Origin of the sequence: Sphingobacterium sp. HSC-15S19, assembly GCF_050433745.1 — a bacterium.
Lineage (GTDB): Bacteria > Bacteroidota > Bacteroidia > Sphingobacteriales > Sphingobacteriaceae > Sphingobacterium > Sphingobacterium siyangense.
Genome location: NZ_JBNPWQ010000014.1, coordinates 108411 through 133211 on the forward strand (window position 1 = coordinate 108411; position 24801 = coordinate 133211).

17 protein-coding genes are annotated in these 24801 nt (G+C 40.7%); 10 read left to right on the forward strand and 7 right to left on the reverse strand.

All coding sequences use genetic code 11. The annotated features are described in order from the left end of the window. Positions 1-171: 171 nt before the first annotated feature. A complete protein-coding gene (locus tag L1283_RS13365; protein ID WP_429626253.1) occupies positions 172-2544 on the forward strand; it encodes an outer membrane beta-barrel family protein in 2373 nt (790 codons plus the stop codon). 157 nt (positions 2545-2701) lie between these two features. Here L1283_RS13365 and L1283_RS13370 read toward each other — a convergent pair whose 3' ends face one another. The 3 genes from L1283_RS13370 to L1283_RS13380 all read right to left on the reverse strand — a co-directional run bounded on the left by L1283_RS13370 (position 2702) and on the right by L1283_RS13380 (position 5909). Further along, complete coding sequence (locus L1283_RS13370; protein WP_046673691.1) at positions 2702-3118, reverse strand: OsmC family protein; 417 nt, start codon at positions 3116-3118, stop codon at positions 2702-2704. A gap of 237 nt (positions 3119-3355) precedes the next feature. Continuing rightward, positions 3356-4660 (reverse strand): SGNH/GDSL hydrolase family protein, encoded by a 1305-nt coding sequence (locus tag L1283_RS13375; protein ID WP_429626254.1) that lies wholly within the window; start codon positions 4658-4660, stop codon positions 3356-3358. 22 nt (positions 4661-4682) lie between these two features. After that, on the reverse strand, positions 4683-5909 hold the full coding sequence (locus L1283_RS13380; protein ID WP_429626255.1) for an OmpP1/FadL family transporter: 1227 nt from the start codon (positions 5907-5909) through the stop codon (positions 4683-4685). Positions 5910-6056: 147 nt separating this feature from the next. Here L1283_RS13380 and tpx point away from each other — a divergent pair, with 147 nt between their 5' ends. Continuing rightward, positions 6057-6557 (forward strand): thiol peroxidase, encoded by a 501-nt coding sequence (tpx, locus tag L1283_RS13385; protein WP_429626256.1) that lies wholly within the window; start codon positions 6057-6059, stop codon positions 6555-6557. A 94-nt stretch (positions 6558-6651) separates the two neighbouring features. Here tpx and L1283_RS13390 read toward each other — a convergent pair whose 3' ends face one another. Then, positions 6652-7824 (reverse strand): trans-sulfuration enzyme family protein, encoded by a 1173-nt coding sequence (locus tag L1283_RS13390; RefSeq protein WP_075994398.1) that lies wholly within the window; start codon positions 7822-7824, stop codon positions 6652-6654. A 156-nt stretch (positions 7825-7980) separates the two neighbouring features. Between L1283_RS13390 and L1283_RS13395 the strand changes: the two genes are divergently transcribed. The 7 genes from L1283_RS13395 to L1283_RS13425 all read left to right on the forward strand — a co-directional run bounded on the left by L1283_RS13395 (position 7981) and on the right by L1283_RS13425 (position 17218). Next, positions 7981-8280 carry a hypothetical protein gene (locus tag L1283_RS13395; RefSeq protein WP_145327499.1) on the forward strand — a complete coding sequence of 100 codons (300 nt, stop codon included), beginning with the start codon at positions 7981-7983 and terminating at the stop codon, positions 8278-8280. A gap of 515 nt (positions 8281-8795) precedes the next feature. Continuing rightward, a complete protein-coding gene (locus tag L1283_RS13400; RefSeq protein ID WP_429626257.1) occupies positions 8796-10679 on the forward strand; it encodes an alpha-L-fucosidase in 1884 nt (627 codons plus the stop codon). After that, entirely contained in the window at positions 10669-13008 is a 2340-nt protein-coding gene (locus L1283_RS13405) for a glycoside hydrolase family 95 protein (RefSeq protein ID WP_429626258.1), read from the forward strand. Before L1283_RS13400 ends, L1283_RS13405 begins: the two co-directional genes overlap by 11 nt. After that, complete coding sequence (locus L1283_RS13410) at positions 12995-14197, forward strand: DUF4369 domain-containing protein (RefSeq protein WP_429626259.1); 1203 nt, start codon at positions 12995-12997, stop codon at positions 14195-14197. The genes L1283_RS13405 and L1283_RS13410 overlap by 14 nt, the downstream gene beginning before the upstream one ends. Before the next feature lie 65 nt (positions 14198-14262). Beyond that, the gene (locus L1283_RS13415) at positions 14263-15123 is read left to right on the forward strand and encodes a helix-turn-helix domain-containing protein (RefSeq protein ID WP_153844298.1); all 861 of its coding nucleotides are present in this window, start codon (positions 14263-14265) and stop codon (positions 15121-15123) included. A 259-nt stretch (positions 15124-15382) separates the two neighbouring features. After that, positions 15383-15586: a hypothetical protein gene (locus tag L1283_RS13420; RefSeq protein WP_429626260.1), complete on the forward strand. Its 204-nt coding sequence runs from the start codon at positions 15383-15385 to the stop codon at positions 15584-15586. A 192-nt stretch (positions 15587-15778) separates the two neighbouring features. After that, positions 15779-17218 carry a hypothetical protein gene (locus tag L1283_RS13425; RefSeq protein WP_429626261.1) on the forward strand — a complete coding sequence of 480 codons (1440 nt, stop codon included), beginning with the start codon at positions 15779-15781 and terminating at the stop codon, positions 17216-17218. 92 nt (positions 17219-17310) lie between these two features. On the opposite strand, the gene L1283_RS13430 is transcribed toward L1283_RS13425, so the two are convergent. After that, positions 17311-18780 (reverse strand): glycine--tRNA ligase, encoded by a 1470-nt coding sequence (locus L1283_RS13430; protein ID WP_145327506.1) that lies wholly within the window; start codon positions 18778-18780, stop codon positions 17311-17313. A 63-nt stretch (positions 18781-18843) separates the two neighbouring features. Further along, positions 18844-19305, reverse strand: a complete 462-nt coding sequence (gene bcp / locus L1283_RS13435; RefSeq protein ID WP_145327507.1) for a thioredoxin-dependent thiol peroxidase — start codon at positions 19303-19305, stop codon at positions 18844-18846. Between the two features lie 225 nt (positions 19306-19530). Between bcp and L1283_RS13440 the strand changes: the two genes are divergently transcribed. Continuing rightward, positions 19531-21282, forward strand: coding sequence for an SWIM zinc finger family protein (locus tag L1283_RS13440; protein ID WP_429626262.1), 1752 nt, complete (start codon positions 19531-19533; stop codon positions 21280-21282). A gap of 16 nt (positions 21283-21298) precedes the next feature. On the opposite strand, the gene L1283_RS13445 is transcribed toward L1283_RS13440, so the two are convergent. Beyond that, positions 21299-24772, reverse strand: coding sequence for a DEAD/DEAH box helicase family protein (locus L1283_RS13445; protein WP_429626263.1), 3474 nt, complete (start codon positions 24770-24772; stop codon positions 21299-21301). Between the last annotated feature and the right edge of the window lie 29 nt (positions 24773-24801).

Genomic DNA, 24801 nt, shown 5'->3' on the forward strand with positions numbered 1-24801 from the left:
GCTGAGGGCTAAGATAATATACCTTAACCCAGTATTAACCCTTTATTAACCATTATTTGCCGTCACTATAGACACTTTTGAAGCATAGCATATCAGTATGAAATGGCCGCGATTGTCAAATAGAATAATGCGGATAAGCTATACTAGAATTAAAAGACTAATTATTTGTACATGAAATTGATCCTATTTTTTCTGACTTTCCCCCTGTTGCTTTCGGCGCAGACTAAACAAATCGGGGGACAAGTACAGGATGCAAACAAAATTGTGCTGGCGGGTGCGACCGTTATGCTATTGGATAGCAACTATCAAGAGATCCGTGAAGTGAAGACTGACCATTTTGGAAAATTTGTAGTTACGCTGGATCATCCGAGTGGATACTATCTACGGACAACCTATCTGAACTTCAAGTCTCAGGAACTTTTTTTTCGCAGCGATACCATTTCACGCCCTTTGTTACTTGAGCTCCTTCCCGAAGCAAAGGTACTCGAAGAAGCACAGGTCGTGGGTCGAGCTCCCCGATTGATCCGCAAGTTGGATCGCTTAGAGTTCAACGTTCAGAATTCCAATCTTTCAGCACTCAATAGCTGGGATATTTTGAAGCGTACGCCATTGGTGATGGTGAATGGTGCGGATTTAATGGTCCGGGGGAACAAAAATATTGTTGTCCTCATTAATGATCGAAAAGTAATGCTCACGGGGGACGAACTGAAAATCTATCTGGAGAATACAGCAGGTAGCGACGTGCAATCGATAGAGGTTATTACCAATCCACCTGCAAAATATGAAGCTGAGGGAAGCACGATTATCAATATTAAACTTTCCAAATCCAGCCTATATGGCTATAGAGGCACGGTGGTTGCATTGGCCGAAAAAAGCAGTACCTGGAAGCAACTGTTTGGACTGACCCAGTATTATAAAAATGAAAAATTCAATCTTCGAGGTACTTATAATTTCGGACGAGGGACTTACGCACGCTATGAAACGAATTATGTTTATTATCCGAATGAGCAAACCTCATGGGAAGGTGTCATGGATCGATTTGATACCAATAACAGTCAGAACAGCTATGTGTTTTCGATAGACTATACACCCGATACAACCTGGACGGTTAATGCTGGACTAAATGGATATTACGGACCGAAAACCTATGGTATTTATGAAGTGCCCACCATTATATACGATAAAAATCATGTACAGGAGTCTAGTTATTTTACCACTAATGATCATCAACGATCGACAAAAACGAATAACCTCTACCTTCAGGTAACAAAGAAGCTTAATTCCAGGTGGAGCATAAATTGGTCATCCTACTTCACTGACAATCATTCGACAAATGATCAAGACGTGCTGACGGCACTGCGATTTAAGGAGGAGGAACCGACAGATACCCGATTTATCAGTAATAATGGAAATAAAAATCGGCTTTTTTCTTCACAGATAGATTTCGCCGGAAAAATAAAGATGCTGGGGCTGGAGTTTGGTGGAAAATTTAGCGATGTGAAAACGAGGAGTACCCTTGCTTTCTTTGATGATGAATCAGGAGAGCTCAAGCAAAGGCCTGATAAAAGTAGTGTGTTTGATTACAAAGAACGTAGTGCGGCTTTGTATGGCTCATTGGACTATGCCTGGAAAAAATGGAGCTGGAAAGCAGGTCTAAGGGGAGAATATACCGATTTGGAAGGTATTGTATCCGAACCAGCTGATATCAATAAGCGTGATTATTTTGTGCTCTTTCCGACATTTTACATGCAATATGCCTTGACTGACGATCAGCAGTTTGGTTTTTCCTATGGAAAGCGTATTAGTCGCCCAGCATACTCCTGGCTTAATCCGGCTAAGTCCTACTATAATCGCTTTTCCTATTTTCAGGGAGATCCACGTTTAAGGGCGACGATCGTTCATAACCTGAATCTGACCTGGACAAAAAACAACTGGAATATCGATTTATTCTACCGATTTGAGAAGTGGCCGAATATGGAAATTTCCCGCCAAGATAACAACAATCACCAACTTATTTTCCAATATACCAATATCAAGAAAGGACAAGGGGCAGGGATAGACTTAGGAAAGAGTTTTCAGCTGACCGGGCGCTGGGGATTGAATCTGCAGCTAGAGGGGATGTATAACCAGAATTACTTTATGGGTACTGATGACGTATTGCACAAGAATGATGTGTATATCGGCAACGGAAACGTAAGCACCAACTATGTGCTGAATAAGGATGCCGGTTGGAACCTTGAACTGGTTAATACATTTACATCACCCACGATACAGGGGCCATTTCATATTACAGGGTATTCAAGTACCTATGTGATGACAAATCGAAAATTCTTTAAAAAGAAATTTGAAGTGAATCTCTCATTTATGGACATTTTCAAAACAGAAAAAATGACGATATCATCCAAATATGGTGACCAAAACAACTTTTATAAAGATTACCGCGATACTAGAAAGGTGAATCTAACGCTGCGGTATCATTTTGGAAACCAGAAAGTCAAGAGCAGCAATCAGCCCACAAGAACAGAAGAGCAGAACCGCTTGTAATTCGGTTAATTTTGGCAAAGTCAAATCCTGCTGCAGATTCTATTTCCTTGGTTATATTCTCCATACGCCTGTAAAAGAGAATAAATACCGCATGGATCAAAAACAATAATCCTCCACATGCGATGTGGAGGATTATCAGATGCAAGGAAAGTATTTCTTAGTTTATTTTCAGTGAATACGTGATATTAATACCGCCAGCGGCAAGCATATCATGTACTGAGCAATATTTTTTAACGGCCAGTTCAGCCGCTTTAGCTGCTTTTAGCTCATCAATTTCGCCTTTTAGGAAAAAATTGATGTGGATATCTGTAAATACCTGCGGGATTTCTTCGCGTCGTTTCCCTTCCACTTCGACCTGGATATCGTCAATTTGCTGGCGTTGTTTTACCAGTATGCTATGGAGGTCAAAGACGCTACAAGAACCCAGTGCCATTAAAACCAATTCCATTGGACGAACACCTTTTCCTTCGCCGCCGATAGCTTCCGAGCCATCGATGTTGACTTTGACAGGGGATAATTCACTGCTGGCTTCGAAATGCACAGCTTGGTTGACACGGTTTAATTTGATTTTCATCTTATTTTATTCTTTTTTTGCTCGTTTAGGCTGTGGAACGTGAAACGAGTTTTTTTCTGTTCAATCTATACTAAACAAACTTAGATAAATTACCTTTTATATGCAATATAATTGCGTAGTATATAAAAGTAATTTATCGATCTCTCCTCTGCCTATTGAGGAACTTATTTATAGAGGAAATATACAAAAAAGGCAGACGATTATTTGTCTGCCTTTTGTCAGTATGTTGATCACTGTTTATTTTGTGACGGTATCGGGTAGTTTGACACCGCGATATTTCGCTACATCAACCTGTGGAATCTTTGAGCCATATTTAGAATTGATGGCGCTGATAAAGATGTTCGCCATTAGGGCGTTTCCAATTGGTGTTAAGTGAATACCATCTAAAGAGAATGCATTTCCGGTAATGTATTTTGCACTCACCGCTAGTCCGTTGATACGAACACCTCCTTTTACATTATTCAAGAATTCATGCACATCAGCTAAAGCTAGACCTTTTGAATTTGCAGCAGCTTTGATAGCAGCATTATACTCGTTGATACGTTGTACGACCGTTGCTGTTTCGCTTACATCAAGCACGTATTTGTCTTCCACGGGGTTCAGCGGGTGTAAGCCGTACGGAATTTGTGCCGCATTTGGTTTCCCCAATAATCCTGTTGAAGAGAAAGGGAGCAAAAAATAATCTTGATCAGTAGCAGCACGGGGACCTGACTTGGTTGCTATGTAGATATTTGTTACCGGTGTCGGCGGATTTGTTGCATTCACAGCAGCCAATAAAGCAGCACGGGTTACCGTTGTAAAATAGGGTGTTGCTGTTACATCTGGAATTGTTGCTAGTACTCCTTTTCTATCCCCCTCAGTCAGTGCCTGTACATAGCCATTGAGAATCGCAGTAAACTGAGCCGTTTCTGTCAACACAGTTGTCGGTCCATCTACAACACCACCGTTAGTCGCCCAGCCGAGCGCATCATTATTTCCAAGCGCAAAACTAAAGAAGGTGTGGTTTTGAGTCGTGGAATAAGTGAAGTACGTTTTCATTGCATCTGCATCGGGCAGCAAGCGCTCAAAATACATGTTTCCGGCGGACGAACCCATACCTGCTACTCTAGAAAGGTCCATACGCATGCCCGGTACGCCAAGGTTGTTAATCGGGTCGGTATATTTTGTCAATAATTTTGGTGAAGCAGAACGGTAGGCCAATTTATCCGTTACCTGTGCCGTTACTGGCTGGCCATTGACGAGCGCTGTAAGTGTAATATAACCAGAACCATTGGCTTGATCTTCACTGAAAAATGGCGATTTGAACTCACCACCACCCACTTGTTTTAATTGCTCTGCAATTAAATTGGGGTAAGCCACCTTTTGGCCCTCTAAGTAGAGTCCTCCATCTGCATAACCTGCTGTCAATGAATTTCCGATGGCAACATATTTTGAAAAATTAAGCGATCCTGCCGAAGGCGTATATTCGTCCAATGTAGGTTTACATGAGGCGATCGCAAAAAGTGCTAACGCCGCAGCTATATAAAGTTTGTTTTTTTTCATCTTAGTCAAATTTGGCTGTTAATTACCATTTATAGCTTACACCAATACCGGGAGCAAAAATATTTGTCACATATGTACCTGAAAGATGGCTCTCCACATTAGTTGACGGACGAGCCACAATGCGTTGGTAAGCAAACGAACCTGTGACGTCAATTTTTGGTGATGGTTTTACCGTAAAACCTCCAGATATCAAATATCTCGTGTTATCGGGTGTCTCAGGATAGACATAGGCGCTCTGTTGTACCGGTGTCGCTATCACACCGCCACCTATACGCAATTGCAGGCAGTCAGAAGCAATGTACTCCAATCCTGCTTTAATAGATCCTGCTTTATCGTATTTTTTTGGTGAATGGGTATCTTGCAATACAGGTGTGTTTTCTTTGTAATCGAAATCTAGGGCTTTATATATGTCGTAGTTGATGAGCGTTGCATCAAGAGCCATCTTCAATTTCTCCGAAATAGGGAAGGCGATGCCTGCGGCAAATGTCGAAGGAAGCGGTAGCTCAGCACTGAATTTGTTACCTGCAGGGAAATTACTAGCCACCGATTCAGGCACGTCAAAAGTTGCATCACCATTTTTAAGTTTAGTGACAACTTTAGAACGGTAACTTACCGATATGGCGAATTCGTCTTCTAGGTTATAATGGATACCAACGTTATAACCCGTACCAGTTCCGGTTCCTTTTAGGGTCGCCAATCCGGCGTGACCATCTGGGTAAAATACTGGAACAGAATTCTCGAGGTCTACCGTACCAATGTTGTATACAAAACCGCCACCGACACTAAAATTTTCAGTCAGTTTGAAACTTAATGTAGGCTGAATATAGATTGCACGAAGCGAAAGGCTAACCAAACTGAATTTACCTACCCAATCTTTCCCCCAATCGACGGCCCCACCGTAAGGTGTGTATACTCCAATACCGGCTTTCCACCAGGAGTTTTTAGGGCCGAATGCAGCAAATAATGAAAAAGGAGTTGAAATCTGATTTCTAGTATGATAAACAACTGTACTGCCGACCTCTTGAAAGGCAGATTTGTACATCACGGCATTACCGGCAACTGAAATAGCGTTATGGTCCATTTTTGCTAAAGCACCCGGACTATAAAAAATGGAAGACTCATCTAAAAAGTAAGCAGAACCTGCTCCCCCCATTCCCACAGCTTTGGGACTTTGTAGATTCACTTGAGATCCTTGTGCAAACAGGAGTGACGGACTTGCACAAAGTATTGAAAATAGCAGTTTCTTCATACTAGTGTTTATTTTTGGTTAACATTCCTCTTTCAAATACAATGCTAACATAATAAATGTTTGACTAAAATTAATAAATGTTGTGTAATATTTTTTTTGCTCGTACCTTTAAGTGCAAGGATACTAAAAATTAAACGATCATATTATATGGCTACAATCACTTTTAAAGGCAATCCAGTAAACACGAAAGGCAGTTTACCACAGGTTGGCGAGCAAGCTCCTGATTTTAAATTAACTGCAGGCGATCTTTCCGATAAATCTCTAGCGGATTTCAAAGGAAAAAAAATTGTATTAAATATTTTCCCTAGTTTAGATACCGGAACTTGTGCCGCTTCCGTACGTGCATTTAATAAAGAAGCATCGCAGTTAGATAATACTGTTGTGTTATGTATATCGAAAGATCTACCTTTTGCACAAGGTCGTTTTTGTGCAGCAGAAGGTCTAAATAATGTGGTGACATTATCGGAGTATAAAGATTCAAACTTTTCAGATGCTTATCAACTGGCTATCGCCGATGGACCGTTGGCAGGTTTGTTGAGCCGTGTTGTCATTACATTGGATGAAACTGGAAAAGTGTTGTATGAAGAGCAAGTTGCAGAAATTGCTGACGAGCCAAACTATGCGGCAGCGATCGCATCTTTGAATTAAGAATAACTTTGGAATAATCTAAAAAGCCTTTGCTTATGTTATGCAAAGGCTTTTTTAGTTGATGTATATTCGCTAACTATAACAAAGCGAATTTTTATTTTGTTTTTTCTAATGCTTGCAAGATGTCGTTGATGATATCTTGTTGATCTTCCAGACCCACAGACAGCCGAATGCTACCCGGTTTGATGCCTAAGTTCAAGCGTTCATCTTCCGACAATTTTGAGTGTGTTGTGGAAGCTGGATGCGTTGCGATTGATCTTGAATCTCCTAAATTAGAGGTATATAAAATCATTTCCAAATGATCTACAAAGGCTTTTGCTCGCTCAAAACCACCTTTGACAACAAAGGTTACAATACCGCCACCAGCTTTCATTTGTTTCTTGGCCAGCTCATATTGTGGATGGCTTGGTAAAAATGGATATTTTACATCCTCAATTTCCGCATGATTTTCCAATGCCTCGGCCAAAGCCAATGCGTTAGAACAATGGCGATCCATACGGATGCCCAACGTGTCTAAACTTTTTGATATGATCCAGGCATTGAAAGGCGATAATGCGGGGCCTGTATGACGGATAAAGAACATCAATTTATCGATAAGCTCTTGTTTTCCGACAACAATACCGCCCAAAACACGACCCTGTCCATCCATATATTTGGTCGCCGAATGGATAACCAGGTCAAATCCATATTGAATCGGTTTCTGAAGATAAGGTGTGGCAAAGCAGTTGTCGATCGACAGAATGATATGAGGATATTTCTCCTTGAATTTACCCAACCATTCCAAATCAACCAATTCCAGACCTGGGTTGGATGGCGATTCTAAAAAGATGATTTTCGTATTCGGCTGAATTGCTTTTTCCCATTCTTCGGGATTAGCGGCGTCTACATAAGTCGTGGTCACACCCCAACGTGGGAATAGTTCTGTGAAGAGCTGATGTGTAGAACCGAATATTGCACGTGAAGAGACAATATGGTCTCCACTTTCGATAATTCCTGCAAAGGAGGCAAATACTGCTGCCATACCTGACGCAAAAGACAATCCTGCTTCTGCACCTTCAAGAATACAAACTTTGTTGATGAATTCTGAAGTATTTGGATTAGCATAGCGGGAATAAATCATTGCATCCTCTTCGCCAGCAAAGACCGCCCGACCTTGTTCAGCGCTGTCGAAGATAAAACTTGATGTAAGGTATAAAGGAGTCGAATGTTCGCGAAGTGCTGAACGATCGACCTGTTCACGTATGATTTTAGATTGATCTTGTTTCATGATGTGTAAAGGTACGAGATGAAATTTTTATATTTGTATAATTAGCAATGAAATAACCCATTTTATGAAAAAAATATGGCTTTTGCCTTGTACTATATTCCTAGTGCTTTGCTTTTCCTGTTCAAAGGATGAGGAAGGAACTTTTGACAAAGACCAATGCAAATTCCGATCTTGTATCTAGAGTCATCTACCGCTGAATTATTTATGTCTAACGTGAACGAAATGAAATTGAGTTATCGTGGGAAACAATTGGATCGCATTATAGGAGGATTTTTAGAGATACCTACCACGAACGGATTTGCCCCCTTTTTTACGGATAAGGTGTACTGGGACGTTCGTGTAAACGGAAATCGGATGATACTTGAAAAAAAGAGTTTTAATAAGGAACTTATATTTTCAGACAGACAGAAGTTATTATTTGAGGGCGGGAAAATTGTCGAACTTATCAATACATAGGTGATTTGCTAAAAGGGGAGTACAGCTACGTCGACGAGCAACTCAGGTCCTAAAAAACGTTCTATTTTAATTCAGCGAAGAACCTAGATAGCCTCGTTGTAAGTTATCCTAATTCAGCTTTTAAAACTGTTCAGATATTTAGTGACTATGATGCCAAGCCTAATGAGATCAAAGGATTTATGGTGCTGGAAGAGTTTCTCCCCCGAGCCTTGTCGACAAACAATTATTTAAGAAAAAATACAGTTTCGATTTCTGAAACTGGCGAGCGGGTTCAAACTGGCGGGGCCGCATGTGCTGAACATTTTTCTACTAGTGCCAAGTATTATTACAGCATTCATGTTTTGCATATTTTAATCAATCGATTGATTTGAACAAAAAATACGATTTGACCTGGGATTTATCCTATTGGAGCTGAGCATCGGTCGGTTTTGTACGCAAATGTTACATACAGCATTTTGCAAAACTTCTTATCTTAGGGCTTTACAACCTAATTTTCTAGCACATAAATATAGACTATGTTGACAATCTTGTTATCCTCCATTTTACTTTCCAGCGGGCCTGTCGCCAAATCAGATACTTTAAAAGCTTACGGGGCCTTGCCAACCGAGCGTCAATTAAAGTGGCAAGAGATGGAAACGTATTGTTTGATTCATTATACGCCGACAACTTTCCAAAATAAGGAGTGGGGCTATGGGGATGCACAGCCCTCATTGTTTAATCCTTCGGCTTTTGATGCAAATCAAATTGCTAAGGCAGCTGCAGCAGGTGGTTTCAGGGGTTTAATTAGTGTAGCAAAGCACCATGACGGATTCTGTTTGTGGCCAACCAATACAACATCCTATAGTATCGCTTCTTCACCGTGGGAAAACGGGAAAGGTGATATGGTCAAAGATTTTATGCAAGCGACCCATCGCAATGGGATGAAATTTGGTGTATATCTTTCTGCTTGGGACCGTCACGATGAGCGTTACGGCACACCGGCCTATGCCGATGCCTACAGACAGCAGCTGACCGAACTGATGAGCAATTATGGCCCATTGTTTACGTCATGGCACGACGGAGCAAATGGCGGTGATGGCTTTTATGGCGGACATGAAGGGAAGCGTATCATCGATCGAACAACTTACTATGAGTGGCATGAGAAAACTTGGCCTATTGTACGAAAATTACAGCCTGAAGCCGTTATTTTCTCAGATATCGGTCCCGATATGCGTTGGGTGGGTAATGAGAAAGGATTTGCTGCCGAAACATCATGGGCAACATTTACGCCGATTGGCTTAAATGGAAAAGTCGCTGTACCCGGAGCGACAGAATCACACAATGCCGAAACGGGCGACCGTAATGGTAAATATTGGATACCTGCTGAATGTGACGTGCCACAACGTCCGGGATGGTTTTATCATGAAGAACAAGATAGCCGTGTAAAAACACCCAATCAGCTTTTTGAGATCTATTTAAAATCAGTGGGAAGGGGAGCATGTATGAATCTTGGCTTAGCACCGATGCCTTCTGGTACATTACATGAGAATGATGTGAAGTCGCTGCAGGCTTTTGGAAAAAAAGTGAAGGAAACTTTCCGTACCAATTTAGCCAAAGGAGCGACCATCACGGCATCCAATACCCGTAATAGTGATTCGAAATCCTATGGTACTTCATTTATTACCGATAACGACCGCTATAGCTATTGGGCAACAGACGATTCCAAAACATCGGCTACATTGGAAATAAAATTAAAATCCCCAGCGAAGTTCGACCTTATTCAGTTGAGAGAGAATATTAAGTTGGGACAACGTATCGATAGTGTTTCGATTGAACGTTGGGAAAATAACAGCTGGAAGCCTTTGGCCAAAGCAACAAGTATCGGCGCAAACCGCCTCATCAAACTCGAGCAACCTCAAACTGCAAGTAAATTACGTCTTCATGTTTATGCTCCTGTAGCGATTACGCTCAGTGATTTTGGATTGTTCAAGGAGTATAACGAGCCTTTTGCATTTAATACCAAAGAGGTGAAAAAGCTTACTGGATTTAAGATTTCGACAGGTAGATCCAATAATAATGCTTATATATCTGACGGAAAACCAGGTACTTTTGCGACTGTTGCCGATCAAGGTGTAATCGTTGTCGCTACAGACAAACCTGTTTCTGGTATCGGCTTCCTTCCTCGTCAGGATGGAAAGAACATAGGGACACCAACACATTATAAAATATCAACCAGTACCAACGGAAAAACATGGACCCTTGTTAAAGAGGGCGAGTTTTCCAATATTAAGGCAAATCCAATTTTGCAACAGGTGTTTTTTGATACGAACAGCGCAACCAAGTTTATCAAATTTGAACCAAAACAATTTATCGACGGCAATGAATTGGCCATAGCGGAACTTGAATTGTATGGCAAATAAATTTTTAATGCTTATCGTGGTATGTATATGTCATACCACTTTGCTTTTTGCCCAACAAAATCCACTCGTACTTTGGTATAATAAGCCCGCGAAGGTTTGGGAAGAAACTCTGCCATTGGGAAATGGACTCATCGGCATGATGCCAGATGGAAATCCTAGTCAGGAAAAAATCGTGCTCAACGAGATCAGTATGTGGTCGGGCAGTCCAGAAGATCCCAATAATTATGAAGCCTACAAAAATGTTGAAGCCATTCAGGCACTGCTTAAAGCTGGTAAAAATGATGAAGCCGAAAAACTGGTCAATGAAACTTTTGTGACCAAAGGCAAGGGGTCGGGTTTTGGTAATGGGGCAACGGTTCCCTACGGCTGTTATCAGCTATTCGGCAACCTTATACTCGATTATAAATTGCCTGCTGGAACGATCGAAGGTTACAAGCGTTCCCTCGACTTAGCGACGGCCTCTGCACAAACTTCATTCAAGATAAACGGACAACAGTTCCAACGTCGTTATTATACTTCTTTTGACAATAATGTAGGTATTATCCAATTGAACCAACATAACGATGAGGTACAGCAGTTAGGCATATCATTCCAGCGCCAGGAAAATATTGACCGTTACACCTTGTTGGACGATGGGATTCTGATCGAGGGATTTTTGCCTGATGGAAAGGGAGGTAAAAATCTGAAATTCGTTGGATTAATTCAGATTAAAGGTAAAAATCTGCAGATCAGCAAAAAGGATAAAACCTTAGAGCTGTCTGCAAAAGGCGGTCTTACGATCTATTTCTCAGCAAGTACTTCCTATTATGGAAAGGACCCCTTACCTGTTGTCAAAGCGGCTGTTGCAGCCGCAAAAACTGCTGACGAACAGAAAATATATAAAAACCATCTTGCTGCCTATCAAGAAATCTTTAATCGGGTAAATCTTAATTTGTTTGGAAATAAGGCGAATAACGCTATCCCTACCAATGAACGGATTGCCAATTTCTATAAAAATCCAGTTCAGGACCCTGATCTGGCCACGATTTATTATCAGTATGGAAGGTATTTGAATATTTCAAGTGCTGCTCCGAAAAATACAAAAGCGCTCCCGCCAAACCTACAGGGACTATGGGCTAATCAGATCAATACACCTTGGAATGGTGACTATCATCTCAATATCAATGCACAGATGAATCATTGGGGCGTGGAGGTCAATAACCTGAGCGAATATCATAAGCCTTTTATTGAAATGATAAAGCGGATTGCAAAAACTGGCGAGCAGACAGCAAAGGCTTACTATAACGCACCGGGTTGGGTGGTCTATATGATGACGAATATCTGGGGGTATTCCGCTCCGGGTGAGCAGGCTTCCTGGGGAGCGAGTACGGCCTCAGGCTGGCTATGTAACCATCTCTGGGAACATTATCTGTTTACCGGGGATAAAAATTACCTCAAAGAGATTTATCCGATACTCAAAGGAGCGGCAGAGTTCTACGATCATACATTGGTTCAGGACCCTAAAACAGGATGGTGGGTCACTTCACCGTCGGTGTCGCCGGAAAATGCTTTCCGAATGGCCAATGGAAAAGTTGCTGCGGTTGTGATGGGACCTACCATTGATAACCAGATCGTACGGGAGTTATACCAGGCGGTGATCAAAGCTGATTCTATCCTTACGACGAACGACAGTTTTGCCGGCGCCTTGAAAGCGAAGCTGAAGGATGTCCCTCCGCCTGTAGTTGTTAGCCCATCGGGGCGCGTAATGGAATGGCTCGAGGACTATCAGGAAGTTGAACCTAAACATCGACATGTATCACATTTATATGGTCTGTATCCCGCGGCATTTATCTCGCCACAGACGACACCTGAATGGGCTGACGCAGCACGTAAGACTTTAGCTGTACGTGGCGATGAAGGAACCGGCTGGTCTAGAGCCTGGAAAATATTATTTTGGGCGAGATTACAGGATGGTGATCATGCACTCGAAATTCTAAGGCAGTTGCTTAAGCCCGCTTTTACCAATGAAACAACCTATCAGGGAGTCGGGGCAGGTACCTACCCTAATTTGTTCTGTGCGCATCCGCCTTTTCAGATCGATGGAAACTTCGGCGGCGCAGCCGGGATTGCCGAGATGTTGATACAGAGCCACAATGGTTATATCCATCTATTACCTGCGCTACCTAAAGCCTGGTCAAAGGGTGAAGTTAAGGGACTTAAAACCCGTGGAAACTATACCGTAGACATCAAGTGGGAAAATGGAAAGGTTTCCGCCTTGCAGATTAAAGGTAAAAAAGGAAAGCTTCGTCTATTTGAAAACGGAAACTATAAAGATTATGAAGTTCGTTAAATATTTTTGCTTGATTTCTGTGCTGGCCTTGGGGGCAACAGCCTGTACACAAAAGTCCGAATCGGCGAAGACAGCCGCCTTGTTGAATAGTTTTAGCTATAAGATAACCGGAAAAACCACTGCCGGGGACGGGACTCAGGTGAGCCTCGTCGATCACGACAATAAACTGCAGCAATTTGTAAAAACACAGGTTGCTAATGGGCAATTTGTTTTGGAAGGCGAACTAGCCATGGCCGGATTTTATGATATTCAGATAAAGGGTATGGAGGCCTATACATTATTTGTCGAAGGCGGGAGTGACTATGATCTGAGTGAAAATCAGGGTAAGTTTACCTTGACAACCTCTTCGCAGAATGCCAAGGATTTCATACAGTTCAATGCGAACTATAAACAGCGTGAAGAGGAGGAAAAAAATAAAACAGCAAATAAAAGCCAACGGGTAAGGCAGCTGGAGAGTCAGTTGCCTTCGATGGCTGCAAGAAATGATGGTTCCTATGAAAAAACAGTGGATGAAATACAGCGCTTAAGCGGTAATGCCGCATTTAATCCACGCACACTATACGCCGATTTTATTCTCGATAGTACCCACCGTTCATCCTTAGTATTGCCTTATTTTTTTAAATACATCTCCTTGGATCAGACGAATTATAAAAAATTCGATGCCGCATTGCTGAGTTTTAATACGGATTTGCAGAAGCATCCTTATGTTAAATTTGCCCGCGAAAAGGTCGATAGGGTGAAAGACTTCTATGAAAATATGCCTGTATTTCCTGCTATTAGCCCGATGAATGTAGAACGGGATAGTTTGAATTTAAAGAATATTTCAAAGGCTAAAATGCTGATTGCCGCGTTTTGGAGAACTTCCAATACAAATAGCAAGGCCGATATGGAGATGTTACGGAAAAAAGAATCTCAATTGAACGCTATGGGAGTAAGGGTTATCTATTTTTCACGGGATAAGGATCTGGATAAATGGGTCAAATCAAGTAAGGAGCTGGCGCTAGGGAAGCAGAGTTATTTTTTGAATTATAACGACCGGGCAACGATGGAAAATGATTTTGGTATAGATCGTACACCAAGCTATCTATGGATAAATCCGCAGAACTTCCAAATTTTATCCTTGAGTGGTGAGGATCCGGCAATGCCACAGTTTTTAGGGAAGGTAAAGGAATTTCTTGCTAAAAATTAACGATTATTGTCTTAAAAAATCTTACATTTGAATTAACTGTTTAATATTTGTTATTTCAATACGTAATGAAAGTCGTTCAATTTACAGTTCCGGTTGTTTACCAAGGATCTATTTGTGTGCAGGAAGACATTCTGCCTTCATTCTATAGCAACTATCACCGACACAAGGAAATTCAGTTGACCTACATCCTGAAAGGGCGGGGAACCTTTATGATTGGCAACTTTACACATAGTTTTGAAGAGGACGAAATCTATATCGTTGATGCGGATGAACCGCATATGTTCAAAACGGGGGAAGATATAGGGGATGGCATTCATGCCATCCATATTTTTTTCGACTACGAACATTTTAAACCCTTTCTGGATTTCCCTGAATTCGATGATGTTAAGTATTTCCTGGAACACATCAACGTCAGTAAAAAATTGGATGCGGAGCATTCCGTCGCGTTGAAAGAAAAATTTGTACAGATTAACGTGAGTGCGGGCATAGATCGTCTCCTCTCGTTTGTGAAGCTGATTAATTTTTTAAGTAAAAAAGTAGATCAATGGACTTCGCTGTATACAGGTATTCCACAAAAGAAGTTCTCAGATGCCGAAGGATTGCGAATCAATGAAATATTCCAATATACTTTCCAGCATTTTGGAGACAAAATTTCCTTGGAAGATATAGCTGCGGTAGCACACATGACGCCACACGCATTTTGCAAGTATTTTAAGAAACATACCCGGAAAACCTATGTTACCTTCCTCAATGAAATCCGGATTGAACGTGCCTGTAAAATGTTGATTGACGAATCTTCGGAAAGTGTTTCTAATATCGCTTTTAAAACAGGGTTTAACAATGTTGTCAATTTCAATCGGGTGTTCAAGAAAATAACCAAACTTTCGCCGAGTGAATATGTACAGGAACATCGTATGCGCGACTAGGCTGTTTGGCGGATGTTACGATGCGGGAACCTTATCCCATTGATTTTTGGTAGGCGCCCTGCGGAGATCTGAAGAAGGGTTTTATTGACAATATCGGAGAAAGACTCGTCACTGTTAATTTTAAGAGCAATGACATCGCGATGCGCGAAATTGGACATTCCTTTGCCCAGCTTTCCGATGAGTATTGGACTGGTAATCCATATGCTATTGAGTCTGTAAACCGCTCGCAATCGGCAGATGCAAAGCAGGTCCACTGGAAATGCTGGCTTGGAAAAGACGGAGTTGGTATTTGGACAAAATTGATAAGCCAAAGAATATTCAGGTTAAAATAGACAAGAAGAAAAACACAGTACAGTTGACGGTAAAAGATAAAGTCGATGCGCATTATAACTACATCTGGTTGAATGAAGATGGTAATCCGATTAGGAATGGGGCGAATTTAATGGCGAGTATGTACGTCTAAGAGGGCTGAATAATGTGCTCAAAATGAAATTAACAATCTCTTCTGGAAAGATATACGTTCAAAAAATAGATAAAGAGACCACTTGTAAAAGCGAGAAAACGATTGTAATTTTTTAGTTACGCTATTGGAGTGAAATGATTTATAAGTTAATTTTAATCTGCCGGTTAATTAACTTATAAATCATTTATATTTATGAAAAGAAAATCCAAGTCAACTTGGGGAATTCTTTCATGTGTATTCATCCTGGTTTTAGCCGCAATGCCTTCGTGCAAAAAGCATGCAAAACTTCCCGATGAAAACGATGAAACAATTCATGCGGTAAAATTCAAAGTCAAGGATTTTGAAGCGATTGTTACTCCCCTAAAAAAACAATCAATCAAAGCAAAACGGGCTGCGCTAAGCGGAGCTGCTTCCGAAAACGAATTGCTGTACCACTGGACGTTTGATAGTAGCAACACTGTTCCTGAAGTCGCACTCGATGCCGCCGTTTCGATCGATTACAACAATGAAAAGACAGACTATGATTTCTTGGCTGGTTGGCCTGCAACGGGAAAAGCCGTTAGTTTTAAAGGGAGTAAAGAGATACTAGTCAAGATTCCTACTACAAGTATTCACTCGCTGGGTACTTGGACCTTTGATTGCAATAGTTCGAGTACAGGACCAAGGGCGCTGCTTTTGAGTTATTCGCTTGATAAGGGGAATAGTTTTTCCGCACTTTCAGACACAGTCAAGTATCCTTCTAATCTGTCTCTTTCATCTAAAGTTTCTGTAAGTGCTTCTTTGGCTGACATATCGCTTGGCAACAGTAAAGAGCTTTGGTTGAAAATCTCATTATTTGCGGGTAGCAGGGATGGAGGAGCAGGTTACAGTCCAACGACAGGTACCTTTAAGATGGACAACTTGATGATTTACGGACAAGTCAACCCGGCCGTTTTACCAAGCAAGTTTTACTATCATGTGTTCGATGCAAAATCGAAGGCCATGATCAAATCGGGCGTGCTTACTTCGCAGGAAACATTCGCTGTTGAATTGCCGATTGGAACTTATTACCTCAGTCTAATAGCTAAAAATTCAACATTACCGCTGATTATGGCAGAGGCTGTGGATTTTGAACATTTTTATGCTACGAATGCTTTTTCTGAACAATCTGCGGAGTTGTTTGCCGCTCGGGATACCTTTGAGGTTAAGGGGGCACTAGAACGGGTACTAAACTTAAACCGGATCTACAGCGAGGTCAAGTTGACTTTTACAGACAGCGAAGATCTGAGCGCAATTGATAGTATTCAGGTGGAGCAACTTCATCCTGTATTTCATTATTATCCTTTTATGACGCGAAGTAGCGATCAGTTCGATAAAAGTGTGTTGACGGTTGTCCCACATTTTACGGTAGCTGATCAAAGTTTTTCGTTCAACCAATTTATGGGCTATTATCTCGATAACAAGGCTATTCGGTATCAGTTTCGAGTTTTCAAAGACGGCCAATTACTGCGTACATTTGAACTGGGAAGCGAAATCCGAAATAATGTTCAAATACAGTTTAAGGGCAAATTGCTGGAGACTGCCAATGGGAATTTGGGTTTTCAGATCGTGAAGAATGAACATTGGGACGATCATATTGTGATAGAATACTAGCACAGTTATTGTACTTAGCATCTAGCCGCCCTACATCTATTAAAACAAAAAGGTGTCCAGCAATGGACACCTTTTCTGTGATAGCATATTGGCTATATCAATTTTTTTAGCAAGGTATTCCAACCAGCCAAGTCATTCAATATTTTTTCAAGATCGGCAATGGCAACACGTTCCTGTGCCATCGTATCACGGTGACGGATGGTTACAGTGTTGTCTTCCAATGAATCGTAATCGACTGTGATACAGATTGGTGTTCCGATTGCATCTTGACGACGGTAACGTTTTCCAATGGCATCTTTTTCATCATATTGAACGTTGTAATCCAATTTTAGCGTATTTAGGATCTCACGTGCTTTTTCTGGTAAACCATCTTTTTTGGTCAATGGTAAAATTGCAGCTTTTACCGGTGCCAATGCTGGTGGAAATTTCAATACAACACGAGAATCTTGTTTTTCTGCTGTAGAAAGATCTTCTGTTACCAAAGAGTTACATAATACAGTTAAGAAAAGGCGATCCAATCCAATTGAAGTTTCAATTACATATGGAATGTAGTTTTGATTGATCTCCGGATCAAAATATTGCATTTTCTTTTTAGAAAATTCCTGATGTTGTTTCAAGTCAAAATCTGTACGGGAGTGGATACCTTCAACTTCTTTGAATCCGAATGGGAAGTTGAATTCAATATCAACTGCAGCATTTGCGTAATGCGCTAATTTATCGTGGTCGTGGTAACGGTAGTTTGATGAATCGAAGCCCAATGCCAAGTGCCATTTCAAACGTGTTTCTTTCCATTTGTTATACCATTCCAATTCAGTACCCGGGCGGCAGAAAAATTGCATTTCCATTTGCTCGAATTCACGCATACGCATGATAAACTGACGTGCAATTACTTCGTTACGGAAAGCTTTACCAATTTGTGCAATACCAAACGGAATTTTCATACGTCCTGTCTTTTGAACGTTCAGGAAGTTGACGAAAATACCTTGTGCAGTTTCAGGGCGAAGATAAACTTGATCTGCTCCATCTGCCATAGCACCCATCTGAGTTGCAAACATCAAATTAAATTGACGTACTTCAGTCCAATTTTTGGTGCCTGAAACCGGACATACGATATTATGTTCTTCAATGATGGTTTTTAGTCCAGCTAAATCGTCTGCATTCAATGCGGTATTCAAAGCGTCTAATAATGCAGCAGCTTCAGCTGTCTTACCATCTGCCTCATAACGTGCAATCTTATCTTCGATCAATTGATCAGCACGGTAACGTTTTTTTGAATCCTTATTGTCGATCATCGGGTCGTTAAAACCATCAACGTGACCAGAGGCTTTCCATGTCGTAGGGTGCATGAAAATTGCAGCATCAATACCAACAATGTTTTCGTGCAATTGCACCATGGATTTCCACCAATAAGTCTTTAGGTTGTTTTTTAATTCCGAACCTAATTGACCGTAATCGTAGACGGCACTTAATCCGTCATATATTTCGCTCGATTGAAATACAAAACCGTATTCCTTCGCGTGTGATACTACACTTTTGAAAAAGTCGTCTGTCTGTTTGCTCATAAGTGGCAAATATAGATATTAGTTTTAGATTTTAGATATAAGATTCTTGATAAGAGGTATTCTTTAAATGCCTAAATCACGGATCTGCTGGGACGCATTTTTGTTATCTACTTTTTTGATGATATGTTGGATAATGCCATCTGCATCAATCACAAAAGTGGTACGTGCTGTGCCCATATACTTTTTGCCATACATGTTCTTTTCGACCCATACACCATAGGCCTCTACAAGGCTCTTGTCTTCATCTACAAGCAGCTGAAAAGGAAGCTCATGTTTGCTGATGAATTTTTGGTGCGATGCTTCGCTGTCCACACTTACGCCTATGATTTCAAAACCATCTTTTTTCAAAGACTGATAATTGTCTCTGAAATTACAGGCTTCCGTGGTGCAACCTGGTGTATTGTCTTTTGGATAAAAATATAAAATAACTTTTTTCCCTTTAAAATCTGAAAGATGGACTGTTTCACCATGTTGATTTTTTGCACTGAAATCCGGTGCTTTCTGTCCTATTTCTAGTGTTGCCATATTACATTGTATTTAGTCGATTAAGATACGAAATTATATGCATAAATCTATCCTAGGTAGCTTAAGCCCCGATATCTGCATTTTGGTTAACTTGTTTGATTAAACTCGTGGGTTTGACAACATTGTTTTCGTCAAATAATCCGATAACAGGATGGTCCTGTATTAAAAACATAAGATCAACCGGCTTCTCATCACATAAATTATTATTTTTAGAAAAACATAGAAATGGAACTAGCATCATTTGAAAAACATATCAATAGTACGATTTTACAGAGAGGTAAAGTCTATTTCCAAAAAGGACATGTTGAATCTCTTGAAGAAACAGAAGATGGTGTCTGGAGTGCAGCGGTAACCGGCTCGGACGATTATTTTGTAGAGATTGGAATAAGCAAAAAGGGATTTGTAAATAATTATGAATGTGACTGTCCTTTCGATAGCGATTTGTGCAAACATGTGGTTGCTGTCTTGTATGCTATACGGGATGAAAAAACGATTGTTCTTGAGGCTGCGCCGAAAAATGCGAAGAAGAAAACAAAACTATCCTTTCAAAAATTACTGGACAATATCAGTACCGACGAACTGAAGGCATTTATTGTCCAGTACAGCAAAAAGAACAAGAGCTTTAAATCTGATTTTGAACTATTCTTTGCAGAAAAAGATGAAAACTTTGACATAGAAAAGCAAATAAAGGATCAGATTAGGAAAGCGATTAAGACCTACAGCAAACACGAATTTATCGATTATGGTTCAAGTGGTAAGCTAGCACGGGAATTACAAAAAATTCTGATGCAAGGTCAATATTATCTATCCAAAAATAACATCCTAAACGGTAGCTTGTTATGCATGGCGTATATACAGGAAGTCATGCCAGTGATTACTTACGCCGACGATAGCAATGGATCTATAGGAGATGCTATCGATGGTGGTATATCCTTATTGACAGATATTGCGGTGCAGTCCCCCGTCGATTTGAAACAAAAGATTGCCACGTATTTAAATAAAGAGCTGCAACAGGATCTGTACTTTGACTACGGCAACTTCGGATATGACATGACGGATCTTTATGCGCAGCTATGTCTGGATTTAAGTAAAATCGACGATTTTATGAACTTTGCCGATGCGGCTATTTATAAGGCTCGTTTAGACCATTATGATTACCGAAGTAGCTTCTTTATACAAATTAAAGCCTCCATCCTTCAAAATGGAAACAGGATCGAAGAGGCACAGCAACTGATGGAACAACAAATCCATTTGCCAAAAGTGAGGAAGATTCAGGTCGAAAAAGCCATTGAAAATGGACGCTTCGAAGAGGCCAAGGAATTGCTGGCAGAAGGCATACGACTAGCGGAAGAAGCCCAGCATCCCGGTATAATAAGGGACTGGGAAGAAATCCTATTGCATATTGCCGTATTGGAAAATGACATTCAAATGGTGCGCTTTTTTACAGAAAAATTCGCTATTGGGTACTCTTTTAACAGCCATTACTACAACCAGTGGAAAAACACATATACTCCAAAAGAATGGAAAAGCATCATTAATAACAAAATCAACTCGATTCGTGCAAAAGCAACTGGAGAAAAAAGTTCCTATTGGAAAAATCAGGACTACTGGCTTTTAAACGAAATAGGTCCTATCTATATTGAAGAGAATATGTTCGACAAATTACTCGCAATTGTGCAACGACAGACCGATTTGGAAACCATACTAAACTATCATGATCATTTATATAAATTGTATCCTTCGCAGCTCATGAATTTGTATTCCCCGCTACTGGATCAACAAGCCGAGTCTGCAAATAAACGTAGCGCTTACCAAAGATTTATGGACATCGTATTCGCTATATTTAAAGATATACCTTCTGGCAGGGAAACACTTTTGGCCCAAATGCTTCACTGGAAAATGATCTACAGGCACCGTCCTGCGATGATGGAAGAATTAACGAACATAATGGACAAAATCAACGTTCAAGGCCGGTAGATGAATACATTGTCATCTAGGCCCCGATATCTGCATTTTGGTTAACTTGTTTGATTAAGCTCATGAGTTTGACAACATTGTTTTCGTCAAATAATCCAATAACTCCGCTATCGTCGAGTTCGGTGAAAGGAGGTTCCATGAGATCGGTGGTTTCCAGATAACCATTGGTTACGAAATAACGTATTACAGTATCCATAAACTTGATTTGCTTGGCCGAAAGGTTAGCTTCGCCAATAAAATTTGTGAAATGAGCCTGTATAGCCTCTTGATCCAAGCCGATGATGGACCGAATAAAAGTCCCTAGCGGCTGATCGCCAAATTCTTTTATAAACTCCTCTTTGGACCCTAGTGCCTCCGCGACGAGGTATTGTTCTAACTGCTGTAATTCGAAAGCATTGATCGGTTGATTTTTATGCAACTTGTCGATCACAAGATGATGCTTATTCTTCTTGATAAAAGCGGTTACCCGATCTTTATAACTTTGTAGATTTTTAAAATTTGCGATAATATCATACCCGACAATTTCTTCCTTTAAAAGATTATCATCAAGCTTTGTATAAATGGGTTTAATATTATTTTCCTCTTTGAGCAAGTGTATTAGATCTCGAATTTCCTTTCGTAGATTTTCAACTTTTGATAATGATATTTCTTGCCAAAAATCTATGGAGGCCATCTCCCTTATGAAGACTTCTTTAGTTGCCACGGCAGGAACATTTCGCTTTTTTAACAGTCTCTTTCCTATATCCATAAAGTTCTGGATAAGGACGGTCTGCCGCGGAGATTTATTGATCATTGCTGCTTGCAGTTTGTAGCTATTTAGATCGAAACGTTTAGCCATTTCATCTCTGTCTTCTGTGTAAGGGATGAGATGAGATAGCTCGGTTTCAATAGCAATGATGTCAGATTTATTGAGGTTTTCCCACTTGCTTCGATCCGCAAATTGATGCACTACAGCGAGATGCTTTCTGACCTCATAGCGAGCTGTATCCAACTGGGCTACTTTGGCATGTAATCCATCGATGTATTCCTTTGCTAAAGCTAAATCAAGGCTATTAGCTTCGGCATTCTCCTGAATAAGGTTAGCAACATGTAATTGTTCCAGAAACAACAGTTGACTTAAAGGTCTTTGGGTATTCGTTTGATAACCGTCTGGATTCTCCTGAAAGAACTCAAGGTTTCGGCAGTAGTCAAATAGTAGGAAGAATTTTTTATCCTCACGGGGTCCAAATAAATCACGACGTAAACGAGTACCCCTTCCTACCATTTGCCAAAACTTGGCGTATGATTTTACCGGTTTAAAAAATATGAGATTCAGTACGCTAGGTGCATCGACTCCTGTATCCATCATATCGACCGAAATAGCAATCTGAGGTTCTAGTTCTTCTTTGTCATAACAGAACTTTTCCAGTAAATCTTGCGCCTTGTCATTGTAATTGTCAATAACCCGACAAAAGTTGCCACTATATTCGGGATAGTTTTTGTTAAATCGATCTTCGATAAAAACAGCATGGCGGTGGTTTCTGGCAAAAATAATCGTTTTTCCCACCTTATCACCAGAAGCTACTTTTAACCCATTATTCATTAGGTGATCCAAAACAAGATCTACTGTAGGTTCGTTAAATAAGAAAGAATTAATCTGAGACGCTCCAACTTCAAATTCCTGGAGGGCTTCATCAGATACCTCTGTCAATCCCAGCTTTTCCTCTAATTCGGCCTTATCCTCATCGCTTAAATCTTTGTACTTCACGCCATCCCGTACCATCTGTACAGGGACAGCATACGAGCGTGGCGGTACTAAAAAGCCGTCGTTTACTGCAGTATCTAATTCGTAGGCAAAAGTTGGTATATCATCCTCTAATTGAAAAAATGAATACGTATTTTTATCAAGATCTTTTTTGGGTGTAGCCGTTAACCCAATCAATAAACCATCAAAGTAATCGAAGATAGATTGGTACTTTTGATAAATGGAGCGGTGTGCTTCATCGATGAAAATAGCATCAAAGTGACCTACACCATAATACCGACTTTCGCCCTCCATTTGGTTGTTGATAAGGTTCATCATGGTTGGATAAGTCGAAAAAACAATTCTGGTATGACCTGTTTCTTTTTCCTTCGTCAAATCCACTGCCGACAAGTGAGGCAAATGCTCCTTAAACGCATTTTTAGCCTGTGTAACCAACGCATTTCTATCTGCCAGGAAAAGTATCCGTTTGGCCCAATTGGACTTAGTAAGCATATCCACAATGGCAGCAGCAGTACGTGTTTTACCTGAGCCCGTTGCCATTACCAATAAAGCACGACGATTTGTTCCTCTCAGTTTATCATTCTTTATAGTTACAAAATGCTCCGAGAGCCGCTGTATTGCCTCTAGCTGGTAATATCTCCCCGCGATGGCAGCATTTACTTCAAATTTCCTGATATCCTTTCGCGATTCCCGTCTTTTGATCAATGTTTGTAACTCCGATTTGCTGTAGAAACCGTAAATCTGACGTTCCGGATAAAACTGATCATCCCATATATACGTTTCATACCCATTGGAGTAAAAAATAATAGGGCGCTGGCCGGTGCTTTTTTCCAAACAATCCGCATAAAGTGTGGCCTGATGTTGGCCCTTATGCACATCATGCAATGTGCTTTTAGCTTCAACAATCGCTAGTGGTTTGGCATCATCGTTCCAAAGGACATAGTCGATGTATCCTTTGCCCGAAGGATTCGTTGATAAAGGCATTCCACTTACTTCAAACTCCAGATCGCGGGGTTTTTTTAGGTTGTCCCATCCAGCTTCTCTCAGATAAAGATCGATGAGCAAGCGACGTGTCTCCAGCTCAGTTATGAGCATAGGCGGCGCTGGTAAAGCGGCGATAACTTGTTCTCGTTCTTCCTTTCTGTTGGCGAGTAGCGATTGTACTTCTTCCAACTGTTTGCGTAACACTTCATTCTGCAGTAAAGCCTTTTGTTTTTCTTTGTAGGCTTCATCTGCAAGCTTTTGTGCCTCTTGATAAGATTGATTTAGTTCTTTAACTTTCTTGGCGTTGATATCATCGACCAGACCACGAGGGATTAGATTCTCATCGAATTGTGCTTCTCCCGGAAATCTTTTGGCGTATAATTTTGCTATCCAATGTAAAAAGTTGTACATGCATTTGAGTGCATGTAAGGCCTCTGTATCTTTAATTGTTTTTACGGTATTCCCTTTTCCTGCGTGCGAAGCGATATTGCCTAATAAACGAACAGTATTCAATTCTTCACGCACAGAGGACCTTATGTTTTCACGGAATGAGTCCGTATGCAGCAGACTATTGATCGATTTGTCAAATGGCATTTCAAAATCCGGGTCATTTTCGTAAAGCCAAAAAAGCGACCTTTCTAAGGTAGAGCGGCATAACATTGCCGCAAAACGCGGTGCTGTAAAAGTATGCTGTTCAGCCTGTGTGATTTCTTGGTAAATAAGAGGAAACTCTTCTGCTAAAAAGTCAAAATTTGATGCCATCAACGAGATACTTGGTTTTTCTTTAAAGA

What these genes read in the sequence shown, in the direction of transcription:
- bcp (WP_145327507.1), bottom strand. Translation starts at nt 19,305, where the DNA reads ATGGCAACACTAGAAATAGGACAGAAAGCACCGGATTTCAGTGCAAAA.
- L1283_RS13430 (WP_145327506.1), bottom strand. Translation starts at nt 18,780, where the DNA reads ATGAGCAAACAGACAGACGACTTTTTCAAAAGTGTAGTATCACACGCG.
- L1283_RS13420 (WP_429626260.1), top strand. Translation starts at nt 15,383, where the DNA reads ATGCTGGCTTGGAAAAGACGGAGTTGGTATTTGGACAAAATTGATAAG.
- L1283_RS13410 (WP_429626259.1), top strand. Translation starts at nt 12,995, where the DNA reads ATGAAGTTCGTTAAATATTTTTGCTTGATTTCTGTGCTGGCCTTGGGG.
- L1283_RS13375 (WP_429626254.1), bottom strand. Translation starts at nt 4,660, where the DNA reads ATGAAAAAAAACAAACTTTATATAGCTGCGGCGTTAGCACTTTTTGCG.
- L1283_RS13425 (WP_429626261.1), top strand. Translation starts at nt 15,779, where the DNA reads ATGAAAAGAAAATCCAAGTCAACTTGGGGAATTCTTTCATGTGTATTC.
- L1283_RS13380 (WP_429626255.1), bottom strand. Translation starts at nt 5,909, where the DNA reads ATGAAGAAACTGCTATTTTCAATACTTTGTGCAAGTCCGTCACTCCTG.
- L1283_RS13390 (WP_075994398.1), bottom strand. Translation starts at nt 7,824, where the DNA reads ATGAAACAAGATCAATCTAAAATCATACGTGAACAGGTCGATCGTTCA.
- L1283_RS13400 (WP_429626257.1), top strand. Translation starts at nt 8,796, where the DNA reads ATGTTGACAATCTTGTTATCCTCCATTTTACTTTCCAGCGGGCCTGTC.
- L1283_RS13405 (WP_429626258.1), top strand. Translation starts at nt 10,669, where the DNA reads ATGGCAAATAAATTTTTAATGCTTATCGTGGTATGTATATGTCATACC.
- L1283_RS13395 (WP_145327499.1), top strand. Translation starts at nt 7,981, where the DNA reads ATGCAAATTCCGATCTTGTATCTAGAGTCATCTACCGCTGAATTATTT.
- L1283_RS13415 (WP_153844298.1), top strand. Translation starts at nt 14,263, where the DNA reads ATGAAAGTCGTTCAATTTACAGTTCCGGTTGTTTACCAAGGATCTATT.
- tpx (WP_429626256.1), top strand. Translation starts at nt 6,057, where the DNA reads ATGGCTACAATCACTTTTAAAGGCAATCCAGTAAACACGAAAGGCAGT.
- L1283_RS13370 (WP_046673691.1), bottom strand. Translation starts at nt 3,118, where the DNA reads ATGAAAATCAAATTAAACCGTGTCAACCAAGCTGTGCATTTCGAAGCC.
- L1283_RS13440 (WP_429626262.1), top strand. Translation starts at nt 19,531, where the DNA reads ATGGAACTAGCATCATTTGAAAAACATATCAATAGTACGATTTTACAG.
- L1283_RS13365 (WP_429626253.1), top strand. Translation starts at nt 172, where the DNA reads ATGAAATTGATCCTATTTTTTCTGACTTTCCCCCTGTTGCTTTCGGCG.
- L1283_RS13445 (WP_429626263.1), bottom strand. Translation starts at nt 24,772, where the DNA reads ATGGCATCAAATTTTGACTTTTTAGCAGAAGAGTTTCCTCTTATTTAC.